This is a genomic window from Clavibacter michiganensis subsp. insidiosus (assembly GCF_002240565.1).
GTDB classification, from domain to species: domain Bacteria; phylum Actinomycetota; class Actinomycetes; order Actinomycetales; family Microbacteriaceae; genus Clavibacter; species Clavibacter insidiosus.
The window spans coordinates 967,836-993,820 of record NZ_MZMO01000001.1 but is presented as its reverse complement, the minus strand read 5'-3'; the positions used below and the strand labels follow the sequence as shown (position 1 = coordinate 993,820).

General features: G+C 72.0%; 21 protein-coding genes. 10 read left to right on the top strand and 11 right to left on the bottom strand.

The features are described 5' to 3' along the window. Positions 1-102 precede the first annotated feature (102 nt). A complete protein-coding gene (locus B5P21_RS05025; RefSeq protein ID WP_045530462.1) occupies positions 103-621 on the top strand; it encodes a CoA-binding protein in 519 nt (172 codons plus the stop codon). A gap of 18 nt (positions 622-639) precedes the next feature. On the opposite strand, the gene B5P21_RS05020 is transcribed toward B5P21_RS05025, so the two are convergent. Continuing rightward, positions 640-1,149 (bottom strand): DUF427 domain-containing protein, encoded by a 510-nt coding sequence (locus B5P21_RS05020; RefSeq protein WP_045529014.1) that lies wholly within the window; start codon positions 1,147-1,149, stop codon positions 640-642. Between the two features lie 185 nt (positions 1,150-1,334). Between B5P21_RS05020 and B5P21_RS05015 the strand changes: the two genes are divergently transcribed. The 4 genes from B5P21_RS05015 to B5P21_RS05000 all read left to right on the top strand — a co-directional run bounded on the left by B5P21_RS05015 (position 1,335) and on the right by B5P21_RS05000 (position 4,197). Continuing rightward, complete coding sequence (locus B5P21_RS05015; RefSeq protein WP_043583378.1) at positions 1,335-1,595, top strand: GlsB/YeaQ/YmgE family stress response membrane protein; 261 nt, start codon at positions 1,335-1,337, stop codon at positions 1,593-1,595. Between the two features lie 120 nt (positions 1,596-1,715). Next, entirely contained in the window at positions 1,716-2,384 is a 669-nt protein-coding gene (locus B5P21_RS05010; RefSeq protein ID WP_052663222.1) for a hypothetical protein, read from the top strand. Between the two features lie 9 nt (positions 2,385-2,393). Continuing rightward, positions 2,394-3,761 carry an L-serine ammonia-lyase gene (locus tag B5P21_RS05005; protein ID WP_094170853.1) on the top strand — a complete coding sequence of 456 codons (1,368 nt, stop codon included), beginning with the start codon at positions 2,394-2,396 and terminating at the stop codon, positions 3,759-3,761. A gap of 37 nt (positions 3,762-3,798) precedes the next feature. Then, positions 3,799-4,197, top strand: coding sequence for an SdpI family protein (locus B5P21_RS05000; protein WP_045529017.1), 399 nt, complete (start codon positions 3,799-3,801; stop codon positions 4,195-4,197). A gap of 13 nt (positions 4,198-4,210) precedes the next feature. Here the strand turns inward: B5P21_RS05000 and B5P21_RS04995 are convergent, their stop codons facing one another. The 3 genes from B5P21_RS04995 to B5P21_RS04985 form a co-directional block, all read right to left on the bottom strand. After that, positions 4,211-5,170, bottom strand: a complete 960-nt coding sequence (locus B5P21_RS04995) for an IS481-like element IS1122 family transposase (RefSeq protein ID WP_094170852.1) — start codon at positions 5,168-5,170, stop codon at positions 4,211-4,213. A gap of 97 nt (positions 5,171-5,267) precedes the next feature. Then, positions 5,268-6,881, bottom strand: a complete 1,614-nt coding sequence (locus B5P21_RS04990; RefSeq protein ID WP_094171396.1) for a lipopolysaccharide biosynthesis protein — start codon at positions 6,879-6,881, stop codon at positions 5,268-5,270. 266 nt (positions 6,882-7,147) lie between these two features. Next, positions 7,148-8,197, bottom strand: a complete 1,050-nt coding sequence (locus B5P21_RS04985) for a glycosyltransferase family protein (RefSeq protein ID WP_045530515.1) — start codon at positions 8,195-8,197, stop codon at positions 7,148-7,150. A 175-nt stretch (positions 8,198-8,372) separates the two neighbouring features. On the opposite strand from B5P21_RS04985, the gene B5P21_RS04980 reads away from it, so the two are divergent. The 5 genes from B5P21_RS04980 (at position 8,373) to B5P21_RS04960 (ending at position 13,271) form a co-directional block, all read left to right on the top strand. Further along, on the top strand, positions 8,373-10,370 hold the full coding sequence (locus tag B5P21_RS04980) for a glycosyltransferase family 2 protein (protein ID WP_094171395.1): 1,998 nt from the start codon (positions 8,373-8,375) through the stop codon (positions 10,368-10,370). Positions 10,371-10,580: 210 nt separating this feature from the next. Beyond that, positions 10,581-11,225, top strand: coding sequence for a hypothetical protein (locus B5P21_RS04975; protein ID WP_045529297.1), 645 nt, complete (start codon positions 10,581-10,583; stop codon positions 11,223-11,225). Positions 11,226-11,374: 149 nt separating this feature from the next. Further along, a complete protein-coding gene (locus B5P21_RS17540; protein ID WP_281631004.1) occupies positions 11,375-11,503 on the top strand; it encodes a hypothetical protein in 129 nt (42 codons plus the stop codon). Positions 11,504-11,918: 415 nt separating this feature from the next. After that, positions 11,919-12,299 carry a peptidase inhibitor family I36 protein gene (locus B5P21_RS04965; RefSeq protein ID WP_045529300.1) on the top strand — a complete coding sequence of 127 codons (381 nt, stop codon included), beginning with the start codon at positions 11,919-11,921 and terminating at the stop codon, positions 12,297-12,299. Between the two features lie 618 nt (positions 12,300-12,917). Beyond that, complete coding sequence (locus tag B5P21_RS04960; RefSeq protein ID WP_094170851.1) at positions 12,918-13,271, top strand: hypothetical protein; 354 nt, start codon at positions 12,918-12,920, stop codon at positions 13,269-13,271. A 32-nt stretch (positions 13,272-13,303) separates the two neighbouring features. On the opposite strand, the gene B5P21_RS04955 is transcribed toward B5P21_RS04960, so the two are convergent. The 7 genes from B5P21_RS04955 to B5P21_RS04925 form a co-directional block, all read right to left on the bottom strand. Further along, positions 13,304-14,734 (bottom strand): glycosyltransferase family 39 protein, encoded by a 1,431-nt coding sequence (locus B5P21_RS04955; protein ID WP_094170850.1) that lies wholly within the window; start codon positions 14,732-14,734, stop codon positions 13,304-13,306. A gap of 352 nt (positions 14,735-15,086) precedes the next feature. Further along, positions 15,087-15,428 (bottom strand): hypothetical protein, encoded by a 342-nt coding sequence (locus tag B5P21_RS17675; protein WP_378108697.1) that lies wholly within the window; start codon positions 15,426-15,428, stop codon positions 15,087-15,089. A 254-nt stretch (positions 15,429-15,682) separates the two neighbouring features. Then, positions 15,683-16,438 (bottom strand): GDSL-type esterase/lipase family protein, encoded by a 756-nt coding sequence (locus B5P21_RS04945; protein ID WP_094170849.1) that lies wholly within the window; start codon positions 16,436-16,438, stop codon positions 15,683-15,685. Positions 16,439-16,520: 82 nt separating this feature from the next. Continuing rightward, positions 16,521-16,892, bottom strand: a complete 372-nt coding sequence (locus tag B5P21_RS04940) for a hypothetical protein (protein ID WP_045529308.1) — start codon at positions 16,890-16,892, stop codon at positions 16,521-16,523. A 271-nt stretch (positions 16,893-17,163) separates the two neighbouring features. After that, positions 17,164-18,561: a tyrosine-protein kinase domain-containing protein gene (locus B5P21_RS04935; RefSeq protein WP_094170847.1), complete on the bottom strand. Its 1,398-nt coding sequence runs from the start codon at positions 18,559-18,561 to the stop codon at positions 17,164-17,166. Further along, complete coding sequence (locus B5P21_RS04930; RefSeq protein WP_094170846.1) at positions 18,558-19,913, bottom strand: hypothetical protein; 1,356 nt, start codon at positions 19,911-19,913, stop codon at positions 18,558-18,560. The genes B5P21_RS04935 and B5P21_RS04930 overlap by 4 nt, the downstream gene beginning before the upstream one ends. A 161-nt stretch (positions 19,914-20,074) precedes the next feature. Then, complete coding sequence (locus tag B5P21_RS04925) at positions 20,075-25,969, bottom strand: PKD domain-containing protein (protein ID WP_094170845.1); 5,895 nt, start codon at positions 25,967-25,969, stop codon at positions 20,075-20,077. Positions 25,970-25,985 lie beyond the last annotated feature (16 nt).

Here is a 25,985-nt window from a genome sequence, read left to right as displayed (position 1 = left end):
GAGGCATCCGCTCCCGCCGAGCCGGTCGCCACAGCGCCAGCCGGAGGGGGCGACGCCGACGGCACCCAGACCACGCAGCTCCAGAACGGCCTCACCTGCGCGATCCCCCGCTCCAGCCCGCTCGCCGCGCTCCTCCGCAGCGAGCGCACGTGGACCGGACCGAGCGCGAAGGAGCGCCAGGCGATCCTCCGCCGCGCGACGAGCATCGCCATCGTCGGCGCCTCGCCGAACCCGGCCCGCTCCAGCTACTTCGTCGGCACGTACCTGCAGCAGTCGAGCGACTACCGTGTGTACTTCGTGAACCCGAACGCCACCGAGATCCTCGGGCGACAGGCGTACCCCGACCTCGCGTCGCTGCCCGAGGTGCCCGACATCGTCGACGTGTTCCGGAAGGCGAGCGACATCCCCTCGGTGGTGGACGACGTGGTCGCCATCGGCGCGCCCGTCATCTGGGTGCAGCTCGGCATCTGGAACCAGGAGGCGGCCGAGGACGCGGAGGCCCGCGGGCTCACGGTCGTCATGGACCGCTGCGTCAAGGTCGAGCACGCCCGGTTCCACGGCGGCCTGCACCTGGTCGGCTTCGACACCGGCGTGATCAGCTCGCGGAAGGCCGCGGTCTAGCGGAGGCGGCCGCGCGGATCACCAGCCGAGCGTGCCCGGCGCGCCCTTGAACGGGCCGACCACGCGCGGCGTGATCCAGCCGCCGTAGAAGTCGCCCTCCTGGGCCTCCACCTGGATGCCGTCGACCGTGATGCCGTCCATGCGGGACGGGTACACGGCGACCTTGTCGGCGAGCACCTCGAAGCCGCGCGTGGGCGACGGGTACCACCAGGCCGCGCGGTCGGCCGTGACGCCGCCGGCGGTGAGCGAGAGGTACGACGCCTCCCCCTTGTACTCGCACCACGACCGGCCCGCGGCAGACGCGAGCACGCCCGCGGCGAAGTCGGCGGAGGGGAGGTAGTAGACCGGCGGGTGGCTCGTCTCGAGCACCCGCACAGCGGATCGGCTGTCGGCGACGACGCGTCCGCCGAGCTCGATCACGACGTGCTCGGACGACGGGTCGACGCGCGGCGGACGCGGGTAGTCCCACACCGACTCCTGCCCCTCGCCGGGGATCTCGCGGGGACGACGGGCCGGTGGGATGCGCATGCGGCGACGGTACCGCGGGCACCTGGACGCCCCGGATCCCGCGGCGGGACGGGTACCGCAGCCCCGTCCGGTAAAGACGTATCCACTAAACGTTTTTGCACGAATGGTCCTCCGGGTGCTTGACTGGGTCACGTCCACCCGCATTCGGGTGTCACACAGCACGAAATCTTCGAGGAGTAACGCACATGGGCATCATCGGTTTTCTGGTTCTGGGTCTGATCGCCGGAGCGCTCGCCAAGCTGATCCTCCCGGGCAAGCAGGGTGGCGGAATCATCGTCACGCTGATCCTGGGCGTCGTCGGGGCCTTCCTCGGCGGCTTCATCGGCAGCGCGCTCTTCAACAAGCCGGTCGACGGCTTCGACCTCGGCTCGCTCGCGCTCGCCATCGTCGGCGCGATCATCGTCCTGCTGGTCTACGGCGCGATCGTGGGCCGCAAGAAGGCCTAGTCCTTCTGCACCGCGGAGCCCTCGTCGCCTGATCCGGACCGGATCGGCGGCGGGGGCTCTCCGCATGTCGGATCCCTGGGGCGGGCGGGTCGCGCCGCCCGCCGTGCCTACGATGACCGCATGCCCGACGCCGTCGCCCCGCCCTCCTCCCCCTCGCCCTCCCGCTCCCGCACCGCCGCCGTCCTCGTGGCCGTCGCGCTCCCGCCGCTGGCGCTGGCGGCCGCGGGCCTGTCGCACCCGAGCTCGCTGACCGACGACACCGCCATGCACTGGCGCGACCTGCACATCGCGCTGCTGCCCGTCTTCCCGCTGCTCGCGATCGCGCCGATCCTCCTCACGCGCCGCCACGACCGGCGCCTCGGGATCCTCGCGGTCGTCCTCGGCTTCGCGTACGCCGTCTGCTACCAGGCCCTCGACATCCTCGCGGGCATCGCGGCCGGCGCCCTCAAGCTCGAGGGCGGCCAGGGCGTGACCACCATGTACGCGCTCGCGGACGGGATCGTCGTCACGGGCGTCTGGTCGTACGTCGCGGTGACCGTGCTCGCGAGCGCGCTCGTGATCCGGCACGCGGGCCTGCGGGCGCTGCCGGGCGCCGTCATCGCGGTGATCGCGGCCGTCTCGTTCGTTGACAGCCACATCTTCTTCCCGCGCGGCGTGATCACCATGCTCGGCCTCGCCATCGGCTGGACCTGGCTGGCGCTCGCCTCGTGCGGGTCCGCCCGCCGCGGGCGCGCAGCCGCCACGCGATCCGGCGCCCCCGCGGCGGACCGTGCAGAGGCGGCGGCATAGTCTGACGGGATGACAGCGTACGTCTCGGCACTCGACCTCTTCTCGATCGGGATCGGGCCGTCGAGCTCGCACACCGTCGGCCCCATGCGCGCGGCGCTGCTCTTCGCCCGGGAGTGCGAGGCGTCGCCGCGGTTCACGGGGATCGCGCGCGTCACGGTGCGGCTGTTCGGCTCGCTCGGCGCCACCGGCCTCGGGCACGGCACGCCCGACGCGGTCGTCGCGGGGCTCGCCGGCCTCGCGCCCGAGACGTGCGACCCGGACGAGGTGCGCGGCCGCTGGTCCGGGCTCGGCGAGGGCGTCGACGTGCCGCTCGCGGGGATCCACCCGGTGCGCATGGTGGGCCGCGACCTCACCTTCGAGCCGTTCACGCGGCTCCCCCGCCACCCCAACGCGATGCACCTCGCGGCGCTCGACGCCGACGGCGGCACGGTGCTCGAGAGCACGTGGTTCTCGGTCGGCGGCGGGTTCGTGCTGCGCGAGGACCAGGCGCCGTCGGCCGTGCTGCCGACCGGGCTCCCGCACTCCTTCTCCAACGCCGACGAGCTGATCGAGCTGGCCGAGACCACCGGGCGGTCCATCGCCGACGTCGCGCGCGACACCGAGGAGTCGATCCACGGATCCCGCCGCGCGGTCGCCGGCCTCGACGCGATCTGGGACGCGATGGCCGCGTGCGTGACCGCGGGGCTCGGCGGCCAGGGCCCGCTGCCGGGCGGTCTCAACGTCCGACGCCGGGCGGCGCGGGTCGCCTCGCAGCTCGCGACCATCGACGCCGAGGGCGCGCGCGACACCAGCCACGAGTGGCTGCACGCGTTCGCGCTCGCGGTCAACGAGGAGAACGCGTCCGGCGGGCGCGTGGTCACGGCGCCCACCAACGGCGCGGCCGGCATCATCCCCGCCGTCGGCTCCTACTACCTGCGGTTCGTGCCCGGCGCCGACCGCGACGGGATCCGCGACTTCCTGCTCACCGCCACGGCGATCGGCTCGCTCGTGAAGGCCAACGCGTCCATCTCGGGCGCCGAGGCCGGCTGCCAGGGCGAGGTCGGCACCGCGTGCGCGATGGCGGCCGGCGCCCTCTGCGCGGTGCTCGGCGGATCCCCGCGGCAGGTCGAGAACGCCGCCGAGATCGCGATGGAGCACCACCTCGGCCTCACGTGCGATCCCGTGGGCGGGCTCGTGCAGATCCCCTGCATCGAGCGGAACGCCATCGCCGCGTCCACGGCCGTGAACGCCGCCCGCATGGCGCTGCACGGCGACGGCACGCACCTCGTCTCGCTCGACACCGTGATCGAGACCATGCGGCAGACGGGCCTCGACATGTCCACCAAGTACAAGGAGACGTCCACCGGGGGCCTCGCGGTCAACGTCATCGAGTGCTGAGCGCCTGCCGCGCGGCCGGCCGTGTCAGGCTGGGCGCATGGGTGTCCCCGCGCTGCTGCTCGCCGTCGCGGCGCTGCTGATCCTCGGCACCACGCAGCTCGCGGCCTGGGGCCTCCTCAAGCGCAACGGGTGGATCGGGATCCGCACGCGCCCCCTCATGGCGAGCGACGAGGCCTGGCGCGCCGGGCACACGGCCGCCCTGCCCGCGCTCCGCAGCACGTGCCTGCCCGTCGCGATCGGCGGCGTCATCGGCGGGATCGCGGCCGGCGCCGGCATGAACAGCGTCGCCAGCTGGGGGTCGCTGCTGCTCGTCGGCGGCATCGTCTGGAGCACGTTCCGCGCGGGGCAGGCGGCCAAGCGGGTGGCCCGGCGCCAGGACGCCGAGCGGCAGGACGCCGAGCGGTGGCGCACGCCGCCCCGCACGCGTCGCGGCTAGCTGTACTGAGTCATCACGTTGGTGACACTCGGGCCGCGGGCGTCAGCCCGTGGCTCGAGTGGATTCGTTCAGTGTTGTAGTGCTGGATCCACGGATCAAGGGCGTCGGTTCTGGCTTGGTTGCTGGTGAAGGGTTGCCGGTAGGCCCACTCGGTCGCGAGGGTGCGGTTGAAGCGTTCGACCTTGCCGTTCTGCCAGGGGCAGTGCGGGCGGATGAACTTCTGCCTCGCACCGAGCTGCGTGACCGCGTTCTGGAACGCGGCCGAGTGCCGGTAGGCGAACGCGTTGTCCGTCAGGACCCGTTCGATGCGGGTGATGCCGTGCTCGGCGAAGTACGCCGCGGCCCGGGTCAGGAACCCTGCCGCGGTCACGCCCTTCTCGTCCGGGTGGATCTCCGCGTAGGCGAGGCGGGTGTGGTCATCGACCACGGCGTGGACGTAATCGAACCCGATCCCACGACCACGAACCTGTTCGCTGCGGCCATGCGCCCGCCAGCCGCCGCCGTCCGGGATCCGGCCGAGCTTCTTCACGTCGACGTGGATCAGGTCGCCGGGATGCTCATGCTCGTACCGGTTTGCCATCGACCGGGATGCCCGGATCACGGCCCCGGTGACGGGGTCCAACCATGCCAACGGCGGTGCCCCGTGCCGCCGCAGGATGCGGGAGATCGTGCGGGCTGGAACACCGGTCACCGGCGCCAACCGGGCAGGACCTGATCGCAATCGGGTCCTCGCTTCCACGACGGCTCGTTCTCGTTCCGGGCTCGTCCTCGTCGGCACCCGTCTCGGCCTCGAGGACCGGTCCGACAAGCCTTCGAAGCCCTCGGACCGGAACCGATTCACCCACCGATGCGCGCACTGACGCGACACACCGAGTTCGCGCGCGACATGCGAGACCGGCCGACGATCCTCGACCACCCGCCGCACGAGGAGAACCCTCCCGTGAACCGTCAGACGAGCATTAGCGTGGGACATCGAGGCCTCCTGGCAGTGGCAGAACTAGACAGCTCCATCAAGCCAGGAGGCCTCCTCACACGCCCCGAAGTGTCACCAACGTCATGGCCGGGTACAGCTAGGACGTGACGCGGGCGCCGGTGGGCTCGACGGCGCGGGCCGGATCGGCGGGGGCGTCAGCGGCGTCGGCGGCGGCCGGCGCGGGCGTCGGCGCCGAGCCGCTCCCCCGGCGTGCCTTCGGCAGCACGCGCGCGAGGTCGAGCACCCCGCGGACGTCGCGGCGCACGGCCGGGACGAGGGCGACCGCGAGCGCGTACAGCACCGCGGTCGTGCCGACGCCGGCGAGGAGCTGCAGCACGTCGGATCCGGTGTCGACCAGGGCGAGGAGCGCACCCGTGGCGACGCTGACCGTCCCCACGACGCCGATGATCCGGAGGGCGCCCATGTAGAGCCGGCGCGTCGGGATGGGCGCCTTGCGCGACAGCCACCACAGGGAGATCGGCCAGCAGATGGCGGGGGCCGCGGCGTAGCCGGCGGCGATGCCGACGATGCCGAAGGAGGATCCGACGAGGATGCAGGTGACCTTGATCACGGCGCTCAGCAGCGAGAAGCGGAAGAGGTCGCCCGTGAGGCCCCGCGACACGTAGACCCAGTAGCCGACGAAGGCGAGGGTGTCGAAGATCCCGGCGATGGCGAGGAGGCGGAGGATCGGCGCGACGCTGTCCCACTGCGGGCCGAGGAACACCGCGGTGATCGGGGCGGCCGTCGCCGCGACGAGGCCGAGGCCCGCGCCCAGCGTGTAGCCGAGGGCGAGCTGGCCGCGGGCGACGTAGTCGGCGAAGCGGCGCTGCTCGTCGGCGAGGCGCGAGAGCACCGGGATCGCGACCGTGGTGAGCGGGCTGCGGATCTGCGCGAGCGGCGTCATCAGCAGCTGGAACGCGCGGTTGTAGATGCCGAGCGACCCGGCGCCGAAGCGGAGGCCGACGAGGAACGTGTCGATGTTGTTGCTGACGTAGCCGACCATCTGGCTGGACACCATGTTCCAGCCGAACCGCAGCAGCGGTCCCATGGGCTCGCCGCGGCGCGGGAGGCGCGGGATCCACCGGGCGAAGCCGACCGCGAGACCGAGCAGCACGAGGGTCTGCGTGAGCTGCTGCGCGACGAGCGCCCAGTAGCCCCAGCCGAGGAGCGCGCCGACGATGGCGACGAGGAGCGCGACCGCGGGCGCCGTGACGTCCGCCGTCGCGAGCGCGCGGAAGCGGAGGCTGCGGGTGAGGCTCGCGCGGTACTGCGTCGCGAGGCCGTTGAAGACGAAGGTGAGGCTGAGGGCGTGCGCGATGGGGATCAGCTCGTCGTGGCCGAAGACCGCCGCGAGCGGCCAGGCGGCGCAGAAGACGAGGGCGGCGAGCACGAGGCCGATGCCGGCGTTGATCCACCAGAGGTTGTCGCGCTGGGTGCGGCTGAGGTCGCGCGCCTGGATGGCCGCGTTGGAGAGGCCGAAGTCGCGAAAGATCTCGCCGACGCCGATGATCGCGAGCACCATCGCGAGCAGGCCGTAGTCGGTGGGCGTGAGGAGCCGGGCGAGGACGACGACCGACGCGACCTGGATGAGGATGCGGACGAGCTGCGCGCCGATCGTGACGATGGCGCCACGGGCCGCGCGGGCGCCGAGGCCCTGCGTGGCGGCGGGCGGCGTCTCCGGGCCGGGAGCGGACGCGGGCGACGCGGGCACGCCGACCGGGGCAAGGGCACGGGAGGCGCCGGCCGCTGCGGGTTCGGCGGCGGGGTCGCGGGGATCGCGCGGGTCGCCGGGCAGGGCGGAATGCATGGGGCTCCGTCGTCGGGTCGAGGAGGGGGTGGCGATCGGGTCGGCTGCGGGTGACAGCCGGATCACCGCGAGCTCGGGTGTCGGGCGGGAGGCCGGGTACGCGCTCCCGTCCCGATCGTATCCGTCGTCGTGCGCCGATCCAGCCCCAGAACGCGGGGGTGGGCCGCGGCTCAGCCCCGCTCGACCCCGCGGCGGATCCGGAGCGCGCGCCGGTACGCGGACGCGTGCGCGGTGCCGGCCCGGTCCCAGTCGCGGCCGGCGAGGTCGGGCGATGACGCGCGCGCGTCCGTGCGCACGGCCTCGGTCGCGCGGAGCAGCTCCTCCGGGGTCAGGTCGCCGTCGAACAGGTGGATCCAGCCCGGGCCGACCTCCTCGGCGAGCGCGCGGTTCACGGCGTTGTCGGGCACGAGCACCGGCCGGTCGAGCGAGAGGGCCGCGAGCGCGCCGCCCGAGTTGTGCATGAAGCGGTAGGGCAGCACGACGAGCTCGGACGACGTGACGATGTCCACGAGCTCGGCGTCGGACTGGAAGCGGAGGTCGAGGCGGATCCGGTCGTCGCCCCCGGCGAGCGCGCGGATCGTGCCGGCGAGCTCCTCGCTCGACGGGTTGCCGCCGATGCGCAGCGACAGGTCGGCGCCCGCGTCGCCCGCGCCGCGGAACGCCGCGACGAGCTGCTCGACGCCCTTGTACCGGCGGACCAGGCCCACGTAGCCGAGGCGGCCGGGCACGGAGTCGGCCCGCGGCTCGTCGCGGAACCAGTCGCGGTAGTGGCCGTGCAGGATCGTGGCGTGCGGCTGGTCGGCCGGGATCTCCGTGATCGGATTCACGCGCACGCGCAGCGTCGTCATCCGCTCCAGGAGCGCGAGCAGCAGCGACTCGCGCCGGCTGATGCCCTGCGGCCGCTCGAGGTTGTGCACGGTGCGGACGATCGGGATCCGGCCGAGCGTCAGCTTCGCGAGGAGGACGACGGTGAGCGCCTGGCGGACCGCCTTCTTCAGCGGGCTGTGCCCGTCGACGAGGATCTCGGGCCAGTGCACGTGGAACACGTCGTAGCGGCGGGTGAGCGCGGTGCGCCAGCTGAAGTGCAGCGGGCGGACGCCGGGGGTCGCCGCGAGCGCGCGGCCGAGCATCACGATGTACGGGTTCGTCGTGGGGCGCGGCGCCTGCGACGACTGGAGGACGACGAGGTCGCGGCCGGGCGGACGGGCGGGGACGGTCATGGCGCTCCTGAGCGGGATGACCGGCGCCGGGTCGTCGGGCACGACCACGGGGTCACCGGTCGAGGAAATAGACTATGCCACCACCCGCCCGCACCCGAGGGCGGCCCCGTCGGCGCGACCCCTGCCCGGCGGCACCCGCCGCACCCGCCGCACCCGCCCGATCGATCGGATGCCCATGCCCCGCCCCGCCCTCCTCGCCGTCGTGGTCGTCAACTACGGATCCGCCGACCTCGTGCGGGAGAACGTGCTGCCGCTGATCGAGCGGCTCGACGACGCGCTCCTCGTGGTCGTCGACAACCGCACGACCGACGCGGAGCGGGAGCGCGTGCGGGAGCTCGCGGCGCACCCGTCGACGCGCGTGCACGGCGTCTACCCGGACGGCAACACGGGCTTCGGCACGGGCATGAACATCGGCGTCGACGCGGCCCGCGCGGCGGGCGCGCGCGAGTTCCTGCTGCTCAACCCGGACGCGACCATCGCGCCCGACCAGCTCGCCGTGCTGCGGGGCGTCGTGGCGGCGGATCCGCTCACGCTCGCGGCCCCGACCATCCTCCGGCCGGACGGCAGCACGTGGTTCCGCGGATCCGACCTGTACCTCGCCGACGGGCGGATCCGCTCCGCCGCCCGCCGCGCCCAGCACCCCGGCCTCGCGGTCGAACCGTGGCTGACGGGCGCGTGCCTGCTCGTGACCGACGAGCTGTGGACCCGCGTCGGCGGCTTCTCGGACGACTACTTCCTCTACTGGGAGGACGTGGACCTCTCGCGCAAGGTCGTGGAGGCCGGCGGGCGCCTGAGCGTCGTGGAGGAGGCCGTGGCCGTGCACGCCGAGGGCGGCACGCAGAGCGCCGGCCACGCGAGCGCGGGGCAGGCCAAGTCGGGCACGTACTACTACCACAACGTCCGCAACCGGCTCCTCTACGGGGCGCGCCACCTCGACGCCGCGGCCCTCCGCCGGTGGCGGCTGCTCACGCCCGTGATCGCGTACGAGGTGCTGCTGCAGGGCGGGCGCCGGCAGTTCGCGCACCCGGTCGCGCCCGTCTCGGCGGCCGTGCGCGGGATCGTCGACGGGTACCGGCTCTCCGGCGGCTGGCGCGCGGTGCCGTCGCCCGCGCCGACGGCCGCTCGGGCCGGATCCGGATCCGGACCCGTGGCCGCGACCGCGACCGCGTCCGCGTCGCCGTCCGCGTCCGCCGCGGCGGCGTCCGCGCCCGCCTCCTCGCTCGTCGTCGCGATCCTCACCTACCGCCGGCCCGACGACATCCGCGCCGTGCTCCCCCTCGTCGCCGCGCAGGCGGCCGACCTCCGCGAGGCCGCCGAGGCCGACCCCGCGCTCCCCCGCGCGGTGCGGATCGTCGTGGTCGACAACGACCCCGCGGGCGGCGCCGGCGCCGCGGTCGAGGACGCCGCCTCCGCCTCCCCCGTCCCGATCGCCTACGTGCACGAGCCGACGCCCGGCATCTCCGCGGCCCGCAACCGCGCGCTCGACGCGGCCGGCGACGACGACCTGCTGGTGTTCCTCGACGACGACGAGCGGCCGGATCCGGGCTGGCTCGCCGCCCTCGTCCGCGCGCGGCAGGCGACGGGCAGCGCGGGCGTCGCCGGTCCGGTGCGCAGCGAGTACGAGGTCGAGCCCGACGAGTGGGTGCGGGCGGGCGGGTTCTTCGTGCGCCGCCGCCCCGCGACCGGCACGCGCCTCGAGGTCGCCGCGACCAACAACCTCCTGCTCGACCTCCGGGCCGTGCGCGCCGCGGGCCTCCGCTTCGACGTGGACCTCGGCACGCAGGGCGGCGAGGACACCCTCTTCACGCGCCAGCTCGTCGCCTCCGGCGGGCTCCTCACCTGGTGCGCCGAGGCGGGCGTCGTCGACGTCGTGCCGCGCGCCCGCACCACGCGCCGCTGGGTCGTGCTGCGCGCATTCAGCAGCGGCAACTCGTGGAGCCTGACCTCGGTGGCGCTCGCGCCGTCGTCGCCCGCCGCCCGAACGCGGATCCGCGCGGAGGCCACCGCGCGCGGCCTCGTGCGCGCGCTCGGCGGCACCGGCCGGATCGCGGTGGGCGCGGCCACGGGCAGCGTCGCGCACCGCGCCAAGGGCACCCGCACGCTCGCGCGCGGGGCCGGGATGGTCGCGGGCGCGTTCGGCTGGTCGTACCAGGAGTACGCGCGGCGCGACTGACGCGGATCCGCCGCCGCCTCCCGGGCGCTACGCGGACCGGGCTCCCCTGGACGGGGGGCTCGCCGGCGCGCGCCCGCGGACGTACGATGCGAGGGCAGAAGACCCGGAATCCTGCGCCTGGCGACCACCCATCGCCCGCCCGCACCGCGCCGCCGACCCGCCCTGGTCGTCGGGCCCGTCTTCCGCCGTACCCGACGAGCGAAGAAGGCCATGCCCGCACCCGAGAGCACCCCGTCCGACCTGCGTCCCCGACGCGAGCGTCGCCGCAGCCGCCGCACCACCGTCGCCGTGATCGGCGCCGCCTCCGTCCTCGCCGTCGCGGCGGTCGTCGGCACGGTCGTGGTGAACGGATCCGGATCGGACTCCCCCGCGGCCGCCGCCGACACGAAGGACTGGGCGGACCTCGCCCCCGCCCCCGGCGACACCGAGGCCCCGGCCCCGCTCCCCGACGGCGACACCGCGGCCCTCGGCCAGGAGGTCGCGACCACCGTCGGCCTCGACGAGACCGCGACGTTCCCCGGCTCGATCCAGGCGCGCATCGTCTCCGTCACGCCGACCAGCACCGACGGCGGCCGCGTGGGCGAGCTCAGCGGCGACGCGGTCGACGTGCGCCTCGAGCTCGTGAACGTCACGGGGGAGGCCGTCGCGGTCGACTCCGTGGCCGTCAACGTCTTCTACGGCGCCGACCGGACGCCCGCGACGCCCGCCGACTCCGACACCGTGATCCGCGGCTCGCTCGCACCGGGCGCCTCCGCGACGGGCGACTACGTCTTCAGCGTCCCGGCCGCGTCGGCCGACGCGATCAGCGTGGTCGTGGCGCGCGACGCGGGCTCGCCGGTGGTCGTCTTCCAGTAGCGGCGACGCTTTGGTCGGTCCCGAACTCCGGCGCCGCACGCCCCATGCTCCACGTTCGGGCCATGCCACGCCAGGCCAGGCCACGCCATGGCAGGAGGATCGACGACCTGTCGGACCGCGTTCTGCTTTCAGCTCGAAGGAGACCAGCGGTGAGCGAGGTCAAGAGCGAGCTCGACGGCATCGACAGCCTCGTTCGCAGCACAGGACGACCCCCGTGGGCGCGCATCGAGGGCGGCTACTGGCGCGTGCAAGTCGAGGACCGACCTGTCCTCGGGTAGGTGATGCGGCACCGTGCGGAGCTCGGCGATCCGTTCACCTTCGGGGTCTACGCGGATGCTCGAAACGAACAAGGCCAAAGAATCTGGATACGGCGCGAATGGTCCCTGAACTCCGCCGTGGCCTGGATGATTCAGCACGGCCCAGAAATTGACGCATACGTGGCGCGCACGAGCAAACGGCGCACGTGATGCTCCCGTTTTGGACACTCTGTTTCTAACACACCACGCCGATCCGCCCGCGCCCCAGTTCTTGGGGCGAAATTGAGTGGCGTGCACGTGCGGGCGCGACAAACTAGCGCCACTTCACGGGTAGCGCTAGTCGTCAGATCGGACGACTTGAGCCTGAGAATCGGCCCAGTACGCTCGGCCCAGGTCGCAGATACCAACGTCTGCGCCACAGAAGACAGGACTAATCATGAAGATGAACCTGAAGCGAATCGCGGGTGCTGCAACGCTCGCCGCGACCCTGGTCGGCGGCGGCATCGTCGCCGCTGCGCCGGCCAACGCCGCCTGCAAGGCGTCCACGTTCTGCGCGTTCGACGGACGCAGCGAGGGTGGCGACCTCCTGGTCTCCAGCACGTACACCGGCAACGGCACCGTCGACGTCGCCGACAACCGCGTGGCCTCCGCGCGGAACAACACCACGCGCGGCTACTGCGCCGTCAACTCGCTCGGTGCAGGGCAGAACCAGATCCTCAGCCGCATCCAGGCCGGCGGCGCCATCTCCGACCTGAGCCCCAACAACGACAAGACGGACTTCTTCTGGGTCGGCACCGCGGGTGGCTGCACCACCTGATCCGCCCTCAGCCGGTACGACGTGCCCTGAACGCCCTCGAGTGGCGCTCAGGGCACGTTCCCTTTACTCAAGCGAGGACTCGAAGATGCCGAATCGTGCCGTGCTGCTGATGAGCGCACCCTTGATGCTTCTTACGCTCTCCGCGTGTTCATCGGTTGCGGGTCCATCCGTTTCCGATGAGATGCGACAAGTGACGGCGATGGCCTCGACCCCTCAGTCGGCCATCAGCAACAGAATTCGTCAGTTGGCAGATGAATGCGTGAGGGACAAGGGATTCCCAGTGCCCGAAACGGTAACGTCCCCCGTATCACGTACGGAGAACATGCTTGGCCTCGTCGACTTCTTCGCCTCACCCCAAGAGGCGGCCGCGATTGGCTACTCGACGACGATCGATCGAAACGTCACATCCGAAGTCGACTCTCTACGAGACGGACTGTCGCCCGCGGATCAGAGCGCCTATGACGCTGCGCGCCTTGGTGACCAGACCGACACCGCGTCCGTGGAATTGGCCAATGGCGCGACCCTTTCGAAGGGCAAGACGGGCTGTGAGGCAGACGCGGCCGCAAGCGCATATGGCTCGTTGCCAACGCATTGGAAGTCGAGGCTATTCAGAACGACGTGCTCATCCTGGCCTCGACGAGCCCGTCCCTCGGCCCGGCTCTCGAGTCGAAGGCCGATGCCATGAGCTCCTGCATGCGGTCCGCCGGATACGCCGTCACTGGCGTGACGGCCTCCGCGGTGGCAGAGAAGGCCTTCGGGGCGTACCGTGCACCCGGTGCTCCTCCGGCGGCGGAGGAAGCCGAGCTCGCCAGTCAAGACGCCGCGTGCCAGGACGAGGTCGACTTGGGCGATGCGACCCTGGACGCGTTCTTCTCGGACCAGTACAGGTGGATCACCGACAACGCCGATCGGCTGCGCGCCGCGGCAGGCATCGTCACGCGCGCAGCGCAGGCTGCCTCCCAGCCATGGTGAGATCCCTCTCACGCTCACTCGTTCGCCGAACGTCAGCGCGTCAGGAGGGTGACTTGCGTGCGGTTGAAGTCCCGGACACATGACACCTTGAGCCCCGCACGCTCGAGGACGCCGTCGGGGTCAACGGCGCCCAGTCCCACCCCTCGCCTGCTGGCGACCCACAGCCGATCGACAGCCGCGAGATCGTCTCCCAGTTCGGCGAGCGGTGCCGTCTTGTCCGTGAAGCTACCGGTCTCGTAGAACGGCACGCGTAGAGCCACGTCATCCAGGTCTTCAAAAGCGTCGGGGTAAGCGAGCTTCGCGAGCCTGGGTCTCAAAGTGACCGGCCCTCGCGAATCAAAGTAAATGGCGTCTCCCGCTTCGGTCTCGGCGCTCAAGTACGTGGCTACTTCACGCAGATCACTACCGCCATTCTTACTGAAGCTCGCCCTCTGAGAGGCGTACGTGGGAATCGCGCTGACGATCACCAAGGCGACGAGAAGGGCGCGCGTCCGCCGCCGCGTCATTCGAATGACCAGACCGGCTGCGATGAGGGCCACCCCTGGCACACAGAAGCTGAGATATCGTGCGAGATACAGCGGGCCCGCTACGGCATCGGCGATGACCAGCGCAAGAAGAGGCACTACCGCCCAGAGTAGCCCCAGGAACATCTCTGGCGAGCGACCCACGGGGAGCGCCGCTCGCCAACCGCTGACGCGCATCGCGGAGATGAGTGCGAATGTGAATCCCAAGATGAAGAGGCTTGCCACGAGCCACGAGGACTCGAAATACGGCTCCACGAGCACCGACCAGATGGAGACATTGGCCTGCTCCGAGAGCCACGATATCTGACTCTTCTGAGCTTCTACACGAACCACAAGCGGAATCGCCAAGGCGACGATGGCGACAAAGGCGGCGGCGAACGCGCGAACCCGCGCTCGTTGCTGCACCAGGATGTATATCCCATGGACGGGCAGCAATAGCAGCGCGTACATGAACACGTACACCGCGACAAGCGAAGTGGCAGCGTATACGATCCACCAGGCGACCCTGCCCGATCTCGCGGCGATGAGAAGAGCCAGTGTCGCGAAGATCGCCGCCGCGGCACTCAAGGCGAATGAGCGCGCTTCCACTGCCATCCAAGTAGTGCGAGGCATCGCCACGAAGAGCGACGCCGCCGTCACACCGAAGGCCCGGCCATTCAGCGTTCCACCGATGGCGGCCAGGCCGGCCGCCCCCGCCGCCGCCGCAATGACAGAGAGGCCTCTCGTGGCAGCTTCGCTGAAGCCGAATACGGCGCCCCATGCCTGGACGATGATGTAGTACACGTGATGGACGGCATCTTTGTGAGCGGTCAGTTCATTCAGGTGCTGCGAGGGTAGGCCGCTTGCGGCAACCGTCGCCGCTTCGTCACTCCAGTAGGACGGCCACCAGCTTCCGAGATACAGCACGATGAACGCCACAACAAATATCGCGGCGGACATGCCAGCATCGCTTCTTCGCACACGGCGCATGATGAGACTGAGGTTCGGCATCGCCTGCGCGGATCGAATGATGCCGCCCCCGTCCCTTGCTGTCTGAATGTCTATCAGCGGCCGGCGCAGAACGCTCCGAGGTCGCGTAATGGCCAGTTCATGACCAGTTTGCTTGCGGGAGTCTAATTGATCGAGCCTCGTTCGGCATCACAGCCAGACGTACGGCTCTGCGATCGCCCCGGATCCGGACCGGAGAGGTGCCCCGGCAGCGTGCACTCGAGACGCGTCATCGGGACGAGGTCGGCACTTGTCATCGTGCGGAGCCGCGGGTGCGCTCATGAGCCCTGTGCTCGCGCGGACATCACGTGCCCCCGGCCGTGAGGCGGAGACGGGCCGGGGCCGAGCTCGGGGCTCGGCTGCAGGAGCGGAGGGTGCGGTCGATCGCGACCCGGTCAGCGTCGTCGATCGCGAGCTCGTACGTGCTGAGAACGTACGCGAACCGGGTCACGTAGAGGCAGTCGTAGCCGGGGGCCGGCGGGATCCACGTCGCGGGACCTTGGTCGGACTCGGGCTCGTCGATGAGGCCGTCGACGTCCTGCAGGTCGATGAAGTCGGTCGCGAGCTGCTCACGGCGCTCCCCGGTCCAGACGGCCGCGCCGTGCCACCACGCCCAGCCGACGGGCACGAGTTGGTGGACCTGCACGGCCGCGTTCGTCGCATTCCCCCGGGTGAAGTCGATACCGGCCCGTGTGGACGTCGGCCAGGCGCCCCGTGGCCACGGTGCAGCCGGGATCCGCATTCGCGCATATGACCGCCGTGAGGTCGCGGGCCAGTGCCTCGTTCCGCTGGTCGCATCCGTCGTGGTCGGTGTCCGCCCAGGACGACCCGTACATGACCCGATGGGAGATCCGCATCCTCGCGTGCGCATCGGCGCGAGGCGGGCTCGGCGCGCCCGCATCACCTGCCGAGGTGCTCGGCCATGGCCGCCGCCCACGCGCGGTAGACCCGTCCGTAGAGGATGTCGTGCCCGTCGGGGCTGACGAGCTCGTGCACCATCGCCGTGGGGAACGGGACGCTCACCGTGTTGCGGAAGTCGCCGACGACCGAGCGCGTCTCCTCGTTCAGCAGACGGAAGTGCTCGCCGATCCGTCGCGCCATGCGGGCGGAGGCCTCGGAGGAGCGCTCCAGCGGCGGCACCTCCGCGACGAGGATGACGGCGGAGTCGGCGAGGTGCGCACGGAGGTCCGCGAGCAGGATCCGCAGGTGCTTGCGCCATGCCCACGGCGGGGTGAAGCGGAGGGAGTCCCCGATCCCGAGCAGCACCACGACGACGTCCGCGAGGATCAGCTGGGGGTTGGCGCGGAACAGCCTCTGCGCCGTGCGGATCGTGTAGTGCGGCGTGGTGAGGGCCCGCCACTCCACGCCCCTGTCGCTGTCCCGGTCGAGGCGACGGGCGAGCTGGGCGCCGAGGGACAGGTCCGGGGTGAGGGTCTGGTAGCCGATCGCGGTGGCTTCCCCGATGATCGTCACGAGGACGGGCCGGCGCCCCGGCAGGGAGCCCTCGGACGCGCCCTCGGGGAACGGCGCGTCCTTCAGCCGTCGTCGCATCACCCGGTACGGGATGAAGCCGAGCGCGGGATGCCAGATGCCGCGGACGACCGCGCTGCTCGATGTCGTCGCCGGGCTGCCGTCCCGCGGGGGGACGTGGGTCACCGCCGCACCGGGGCACCCCGGGAGATGAGGGGATGCCGATCGGGGATCGGCGCTCGCGGCCCGCTCCGGACACGCGATCCGCTCATGGACGGGTGCTCGCCGGATAGCGGAGCTGCATGGTCACGTCGTCGACCGTGCCGGTCCAGAACACGTCCGCGCCGACCTGGTGGGTGGGCTCCCGCGCGTCCTCAAACGCGTCGGCGAGGCCGAGGTGCACGATCCACGCCTCGATGAGCTCGGCGCGCACGGCGACGGGATGCGCGTCCGCGTGGCCGAAGAGGTGGATGCCCTCATCCAGGGAGCCGAGGCGCCACGCGATCGGGGCCAGTCCGCGCTCTGCTCCGGCGGCGTTGAGGCTCTCCGTGATGGCCGCGTCGATGACCGTCCGCTCGATCCAGCGCAGGGTCGTCGACGTGGGAGACGCGTGGGACACGATGGACCGCTCTCGGGTCATGGATCACGGGTCACCGTGACGCGCATGGATGACGAGAGTGGAGTCATGACTCGGGGCCGAGGAAGAGCGTCGTGCGTACAGCCCGGGGTCTGGGAGCGTGCTCGAAGGCTAGCTCCCGGGGGCGCGGCCGACGAGAACCCAGGAAGACACAAGATCTGTCGTCGACCGCGCCCTCGGGCGACGCCGGGGCCCCGCCGCGGGACGTCGCGTCGACGCGGTCCGGCGGCCGTCGGTCGGGCCGGGCGACGACCCCGATGACCTCTCCCGCGGATCAGCGCGCGGGCGTCGCCCGCCGCGCCGGACGCGCCGCCTGCCCCGCCCGCCCCGCCTGCTCGGTCTCCATCCGGTAGTACGCGCGCTTGTCCTTCGTCGGCCGCACCTTGTTGAGCACGACGCCCAGCACGGATCCGCCCGACTTCTCGACCGCGTCGAGCGCCTCGGACAGCTGGCCGCGGTGCACGCGCGTCTGGTCGGCGACGACGATCGCGCCGTCCGTCATGCGGGCGACGAACGCGGCGTCCGCGACGGCGATGAGCGGCGCGGTGTCGATCACGATGACGTCGTAGGCCTCGCGCGCCCGCGCGACGAGCTCCTCCATGCGCGTGGACGCGAGCAGCTCGCTCGGGTTCGGCGGGATCTCGCCGGAGGTCAGCACGTCGAGGGTGCCGTCGCCCCAGGGCTGCACGACCTCCTCGAGCAGCGCCTGGCCGACGAGCACGGTCGTGAGGCCCGCGTCGCCCTCGAGACCGAGGTACTGCGCGACGACCGGGCGGCGGAGGTCGGCGTCGACGAGCAGGACGCGGCGCCCGCCCTCGCTGAGCGACAGCGCGAGATTCGCGGCGACCGTCGACTTGCCCTCGCCGGGGATCGACGACGTCACGACGATGCTCGACGCGCGATCGCCGAGGAGCACGAAGCGGAGGTTCGCCTTCAGCTGGCGGAAGCCCTCGGCCGCGGTCGACAGGGGCCGGAGCGCCATGGCGAGTCCCGTGACGCCGCGCTCGCGCTCGAGCGCGCCGAGCAGGGGCGCCGGCGTGAGGTGCGCGACGGTCTCGGCCGAGCGCACGCGGGTGTCGAGCAGGCGCACCAGCGCGATCCCGAGGAGTCCGGCGAGGAGCCCGAGGAGGAGGCCCGCGAGCGTGTTCGTGCGGCCGTTCGGCGCGGACTGCGACAGGGGCTCGGGCGCCTCCTGGATCACGCGGACGGAGACGGTGGGCGAGCCCTCGGCGCCGGTGGGCGCGTACGCCTCGGCGGTGTCGCGGAGGCTCGTCGCGACGGCGTTCGCGATCTCGGCCGCGTCGGCGGGCGACTCCTCGGTGACGCTGATCTCCATGATCACCGTGTTCTGCGGCGTCGTGACGCTCACGGCGCGCGCGAGCTCCTGCGGGGTGCGGTCGAGGCCGAGGCGCGTGATCACGGGCTCGAGCACCGCGGGCGACTCCGCGAGCTCGCCGAACGACAGCATCTGGCTCTGCGTGTAGGTGGCGCCCTGGTTGAGGTCGCTCGCGCTGGATCCGCTGCTCAGCGAGAAGTACAGCCGGGACTGCGCGGTGTACACGGGCGTCGCGAGCTGGGACAGGCCGAACGCGACCGCGCCGCCCGCGAGCGTGGCGGCGACCACGACGTACCAGAGTCGGCGGAGCAGGGCGGTGAACTCGTGGAGCGTCATCGTGAGGGGGTTCTTCCGGGTAGGAGCGGTGGGGCGGTGATGCGGGCGGGATCGGGGTGGTTGGCGGCGGCCTCGACGGGGTCGGGCGGTGGCGCCGGCAGGGGCACGGCGTCGCGGCGGAGGATCTGGCTGGTCGCCGCGACCCCCGCCAGGAACCACACGAGCGTCGCGTACTGCGTGATGAGCGCGACCGACGCGAGCGCCGGGATCTGCGCGACGAGCGCGATGGTCGCCGCGGTCGCGTGCCCCCGCAGCACGAGCCAGACGCCGACCGCCAGGGCGACGAGCACGGCGCCCGCGACCAGCAGGCCGAAGGTCAGCCCCGTGAGCACGAGCTGGCTGTCGATGGAGCGGAACGGGCCGTAGAAGACGCGGCCGTCGCTGCCGCGGTGGGCCTCGGGGGTCGTGCCGAGGATCCCCATGCCGGGCACGAGGCTGTAGAGGTCGCCGCGGTAGTCGGAGCTGGCGCTCGCCTCCGTGCCGGCGTCGTCGAACACGCTCTGCACGAAGGGCGCGACCGCGGCCGCGACCACCACGACGCCCGCCGTGACGGTCGCGCGGACGCGGAGGGAGATGGCGTCGCGGAGGAACACGATGGACAGGGCGAGGCCGAGCACGGCGCCGAGCATGCCGACGCGGCTGAAGGTGAGGACCGCGGCGAGCATCATCACGGCGGTCATGCCGAGGCGCGTCACGAGGCCGAAGCGGGACGCGAGCGTGAGCGGGATCGCGATGGCGAGCGCCGAGCCGAGCGCGATCGAGTGCCCGTACGCGCCCTCCGCGCGGACGATGCCGCCGCGCCCCTGCAGCGTCGCCCACGTCTCGCGGAGCCCGGCGTTCCCGGGCAGCAGCACGAACGGGTTCCAGCCCGTGACGAGCTCGACGATCGCGAGCGCGGCGACGACCGTGAAGACCACGGCCACGATCCGCTCCAGCGAGGCCATGCCGATCCGGTGCGCCGCCATGCGCCCGAGCAGGTACCCGGGCAGCGCGTAGGTGAGGAACGTCACGAGCGTGGACATGCCGATGCCCGCGCCGCCGCCCACGACCACCCCGGCGAACCCGGCCGCGGTCATCAGCACGACGAGCACGTCGAGCGGCGAGACCCGGAAGCCGGGCACGGGCACGATCGCGAGGATCACGAGGACGGCAGCGACCGTCGACGGCGGCAGGTAGTAGCCGCCGAGCGGCACCCCCGACCAGACGGGCACGAAGGAGAGCACGACGACCCAAAGGCCGACCGCCGTGCGCGGCAGGCGACGCAGCACGAGCAGCAGGAGGGCGCCGCCCGCCAGCGCGATGCCGAGGACGAGCAGGGTCTGGAGGCCGGATCCGGCGAGCAGGGCGCTCATCGCGCACCTCCCCCGGGGAGCGCGCGCAGGCGTGATGCCGCCATGTCTCCCCCTCCTCATTCCCCCGGCCGCCGAACGGCCCTGTCGATCATCTCAGTGCGACGCCCCGGTGGGCGGGTCCTCGGGACCCGCCCACCGGGGCGTCGTCGTCGCGCCTCAGGTCACCGGGCGGTGCCGTCCGTGACCACGAGGTCGTCGAGCGTGAACGCGACGGGTCCGGCCGCCGAGCTCGACAGGTACGTCTGGATCCCGAACGTGCCCGCGGTCTGCAGGGCCGCCAGGGTCCCGGTCGTCGTCGACTGCCACGCGGTCGGCTCGGCCTGGCCGACGGGCCAGACCTTCGCGTTCATCGTGGTGGGCGACGTGCCCGTGACCTGCACGCGGACCCGCAGCTGCTGCCTGGCCGTGTACGTGACGTTCGGGACGACGACCGACTTCAGGTTGGTGCCGTTCTCGGACTGCACGATCATGACCTGGCCGGTCGACCGCACCCAGACCTGCGTCTGGTAGGACAACGTGCCGACCTGGCGCGAGTTGATCCGCACGTACGCGCCGCCGCCCGTGGGCACCCTGTCGAGCGCGAAGCTCACCTGCGCGTCCGATGCGGTGGTGCTCACGGCGTCGAGGCTCGCGGTGCGGGTCTCGCCGGCGGGGCTCGTGACCTGCGCCTTCCCGTCCGCCACCTTGAGGATCGACGCGTTGCCGGTGATGCGCCAGGCGCCCCCGGTCTCCGCCGTGCCCCAGCCGTTCGCGGCGGTGCGGGTGAAGGTGTCCTGCGCGAGGATCCCGGCGGCGGGCGGCGTGACGACCGGCGCGGTCACCGTGACCGTGCCGTCCTTCTTCGCCGACGCCAGCCCCTTGTCGTCCCTCACCGTGAGCGACACCGTGTACGTGCCGGCCTTGGCGTAGGCGTGGTCGACCGTCTTGCCGGTGCCGGTCGTCCCGTCGCCGAACGCCCAGGCGTACGCGGCGACGGTGCCGTCGGCGTCGGCGGACGTGGATCCGTCGAACGAGGCCGTCAGGTCCTTCGCCGTCGACGTGAACGCCGCCGTCGGGGCCTGGTTCACCGGCGCGACGACCGGCGCGGTCACCGTGACCGTGCCGTCCTTCTTCGCCGACGCCAGCCCCTTGTCGTCCGTCACCGTGAGCGACACCGTGTACGTGCCGGCCTTGGCGTAGGCGTGGTCCACCGTCTTGCCGGTGCCGGTCGTCCCGTCGCCGAACGCCCAGGCGTACGAGGCGACCGTGCCGTCGGCGTCCGTCGACGTGGATCCGTCGAACGACGCCGTCAGGTCCTTGGCGGTCGACGTGAACGCCGCCGTCGGCGCCTGGTTCGCCGGAACCGGTGCAGGCGCCTGGCCGTCGCGGCTGACGACCAGGTCGTCGATCCGCGTCGTGACGGGTGCCGTCGCCGACCCCGAGAGGTAGGTCTGGATCCCGACGGAGCCCGCGGCCTGCAGCGCTGCGGTCGAGCTGGTGACGCTCGTCTGCCACGCGGAGGGCTCGGCCTGGCCGGCGACCCACGCCTTCGCCTTGACGGTGGTCGGCGAGGTGCCGGTCGTCAGGACGCGGACGCGGAGCTGCTGGCCGGCCTGGTAGGTCGTGCCGGGGAGGATGTACGACCCGAGGGTCGTCGCCCCCTCCGACTGCACCAGCTGGATCTGCCCGGTCGCCTTGATCCAGACCTGCGTCTGGTAGGACGCCGAGCCCACCTGCCGGGAGTTGACCCGGGTGTAGGAGCCGCCGCCCGTGGGGACGGCGTCGAGCGAGAAGGTCGCGCTGACGTCCGACGACGTGGTGGACACCGCGTCGAGGGTCATCGTGCGGGTCTCGCCCTTCGGCGAGACGACCTGGCCCATGCCGTCCTGCACCTTGACGATGTTCGTTCCGCCGGTGACGCGCCAGGCGCCACCGAGCTCGGCGGTGCCCCAGCCCGTGGCGACCGCGCGGCCGAACGAGTCCTGCGCGAGCACGTTCGACGCGGGTGCCTGGACGGTCACCGGCGAGGTGGTCGTCGTGGCGAGGCCCTTGTCGTCCGTGACCGTGAGCGACACCGCGAAGGTGCCGGCGGCGGCGTAGGCGTGGGTCGTGGTGCGGCCCGTGCCGGTGGTCCCGTCGCCGAAGGCCCAGGACCAGGAGGCCACGGTGCCGTCCGGGTCGCTCGACGGGGAGGCGTCGAGCGAGGCGACGAGGTTCGCCGCGGTGCTCGTGAACGCGGCGACGGGCGCCTGGTTCACGGGCGGGGCGGTGACCGTGACGCTCGCGGTCGTGCGACCGGTCGCGCCCGTGTCGTCCGTCACCGTCAGCGCGACCGGGTACGTGCCGGCCTTCGCGTACGGGTGGGCGATGGACGCCCCGGTGCCGGTCGTGCCGTCGCCGAACTCCCACGCCCAGGACACGATGGTGCCGTCCGGGTCGCTGGAGGCGCGGCCGTCGAGGTTCGCGACGAGGTCCGCGGTGGTCGACGCGATGATCGCGGTGGGCTCGCGGTTGACCGGGGGCGCCACCACCGTCACCTGCGTGGACGCGGTGCCCGTGAGGCCCTTGTCGTCCGTGACCGTCAGCGTCACCGTGTAGGTGCCGCCCGCGGCGTAGGCGTGCGTCGGCGTCGGGCCGGTGCCCGTGCTGCCGTCGCCGAAGTCCCACGCGTGGGAAGCGACGGTGCCGTCGGCGTCCGTCGAGGCGGATCCGTCGAGCTTGGCCGTGAGGTCGGTCGCCGTCGCCGTCACGACGGCGGTCGGCGCGATGTTGGCGGGGGCCGCCTTCACGGTGACGTCCTGCTGCGTGCGGTTCGTCGCGCCGCGGTCGTCCGTCACCGTGAGCGTCACCGGGTAGGTGCCGGCCGCGGCGTAGGTGTGCGACTGTTGCGCGCCCGAGGCCTGGACGCCGTCGCCGAAGTCCCAGGCGTAGCCCGTGATCGTGCCGTCGGCGTCCGTGGATCCGGTCGCGTCGAACGACGCCGTCAGGAAGTCGGCGGTCTGCGTGAACGCGGCCTTCGGGGCCTGGTTCGGCACGCGGCCGGTCGTCCCGAGCGAGAAGTGCGTCGCCACCGTGGACGGGGCGAGCACGGTCGGGTAGACCGCGACCTCGTCCATCCGGCCCTCGAAGGTGCCGCTGGAGGAGCCCCAGGTGTTGTCGCCGCCGATGCGCCAGTAGCCGTCGTAGCCCTGCGCCTGCGTCTGGCCGTTCTGGCCGACGAGGTCGCCGTCCACGTAGAGCTTCAGGCCGTCGGATCCCTGCGACGCGACCATGTGGTGCCACTGGCCGTCGTTGTAGGCGCGCTCGGATCCCGCCAGGTTGGTCTGGCCCGTCCACGTGCCGAACTGCAGGCGTCCGTCGTCCTGCATGTAGACGTGGCGGTCGTAGCTGCCGGAGAAGTTGAACGGGTCCGCGTTGTCGCCGAACCCGATCAGCTTGCCGCCGCGCGTGGTGGTCGTCTGGAACCACATTTCGAGCGAGTAGGAGGTCGGGTTCGAGACTCGCTGCTGGCTCACCGCGATGCTGTCGGAGACCGCCGCCGCCTGGCCGACGGAGCCCGAGAGGGCGCCCGCCTGGCCGAAGCGCACGTTGCGTCCGACGTTGGCGCCGACGTCGTTCTGGCCCGCGTCCTTGAGCGTCGACGCGCCGTCGGCGTCGTCGAGGCGCCAGTAGGACGACGGGTCGGCCGCGTACACGGCCTTGCCGTAGGCGTCCGAGGGCGCCGGCGGGATGGGCGAGGTGCGGCCGGACGCGACCAGGTGGTCGACGACGTCGGCGCGCGTGAGCGCGGTCGGGTAGACCGACACCTGGGCGATGTCGCCGGCCAGGTAGTAGCTCCCGGGCTGGTTGGGCCAGCCGCCGAGGTTGTCGCCGCCGACGCGCCAGTAGCCCGTGTAGTCCTGGCCCTGGGTCGTGTCCGCGCGCTGGCCGGCGAGCTTGCCGTCGACGAACAGCTTCATGCCCTCGGCGCCCATGGTGGCGACGATCTGGTGCCACGTCCCGTCGTTGAAGCCGGGGGCGGAGTTGAGCGTCTGAGTGGCGCCGGTGTACACGCCGAAGAAGACGCGGCCGTCGTCGTCGAGGTAGACCATGCGGTCGTAGTTGCCCGACGTGCCCGTGTTGCTGCCGCCGAAGCCGACGACCTTGCCGCCCGAGGTCGAGGTCGTCTTGACCCACGACTCCACGCTGAAGGTGTTCGGCGCCTGGACGGCCTGGGGCGTGACCGCGAAGGACCCGTCCTGGCCGGAGAAGGTGGTGGCGGTGGATCCGTCGATCGGGCCCTGGGCGCCGCGCGTGGCGTTGTCGACGCGGAGGTCCTCGAACGCGACGTGGTCGAGGCCGGCGGTGCCGTCGTTCTCGTCGAGCGGGTAGTACGCGGTCGCGCCGTCGTCCTTCACGCTCGTCGCGTACGCGTCGCTGCCGGACTGGTCGGTGATGGTGACGGGAGAGGCGCCGTTGCGGTCGGTGGAGTTCCCGGCCGAGTCGGTCACGACCACCTTGTAGGTGTGCGAGCTGCCGGGCACGAGGCCCTTGTCGATGAAGCCCATCGACGGCCGGTTCCAGAAGGTCGAGTCCTGCGTGACCTGGTAGACGGGCGTCGACGTCTTGCCGTCGCGGATCACCTTGTAGGTGAGGCGCGAGTTGTCGCGATCGAAGGTGGCCTGCCAGGAGACGCGGGCCTCGCCCTTCGTGTACGAGATCGACTTCGGGACGAGCTGGTCGTTGCCGTTCGGGCCGACCTTGTTCGTGGCGTCCTTGGCCATCGCGTAGCGGACGAGGCCCTGCTGCGCGGTGGTGTTCACGAACGGGAACTCGCCGCCGACGACGATGTAGTCCTCGTTGCCGTTGACGTTCCAGGCCGCCTGGCCCTGGCCCGTGAACGATCCCGTGACGTACTTCGGGAACCAGTTGAGCAGCGAGGGGGACGGCGTGCCGGCCCAGTTCGCGTAGCCGTACGGGTCGGCCGTGGCCGTGCCCGTCGCGGTCTTCGAGAACGCGAGGCTGTGCTGGAAGGTCCACGGCTCGGTCTGCGGGAAGCCGCCGATGTTGCCGCAGTAGTGCGGGTGGCCGGCGACGTACGCGACCGTGCTCGTGGCGAAGACCGAGTAGGTGTCGCCGTGGCAGTCCTCGACCCAGCTCACGACGCCCGTGTTCGGGTCGGCCGAGAAGGCGCCCTCGAGGTTGCCGCCGGGGCCGAACGTGTAGCCGGATCCGTAGACCCGGTCGTCGGTCGCGTACAGGCTCGTGATCGACGACTCGACGCCGGCGTTCTTGACCTTCTGGTTCGCGGCCCACGGGAGCGAGGCGCCCGTGGCGGGATCCACCGCGCCGAGCCCGTAGGTCGGCGTGCCGCTGAGTTGCGTGAAGCGGCCGCCGACGATGAGCTTGGACGCGTCCTTCGTGAGGGTGAGCGCGTCCACGACGGTGTCCGCATCCGCGACGAAGGCCGTGTTCTGGCCGTTCGTCGCGGACACCGCGGCGAGGTACTTCCGAGCGGCGCCGTTGACGCTCTGGAAGGTGCCGCCGAGGTACACGGTGTCGTTCGAGGCGCTCACCGTGCGGGTCTGGCTGCCCATGATGGGGCGGAAGGTCGGGATGATCTTGCCGGTCGCGGTGCTGAACGCCGCCGCGCGGTAGTAGCCCTGGCCGTCGATGTCGGTGAAGTCGCCGACCACGTAGATCCGGGATCCGTCCGGCGACGCGGTGACGGAGAGCGCCTGCGCGTTGAGCTTCGGCGCGAAGGACGTGATGAGCGCGCCCGTGCGGATGTCGTACGCGAGCAGGTTGCTGCGGGGCGTGAGGTTCGTGCCGGCCGCGGCGCCCGCGGGGCGCGCGTTCTGGAACTTGCCGGCGACGTAGACCGTGTTGCCGACGACGACCTGCGACCAGGCGACGCCGTCGATCTGGGTCGTGGGCAGCGGGTCGGCGGTGACCGTGACGGGCGTCTTCGGGTCGGTCGGGTCGACCGGCGCGGAGTCCGCCATGGCGGGCTGCGCGATCACGACCGCGGAGAGGATGACCGCGGCGGCCGCGGTCATCGCGGCCAGGCGACGTCCCGCGGAGGAGAGGATGCTCATTTCGTCCTTGCTTGGG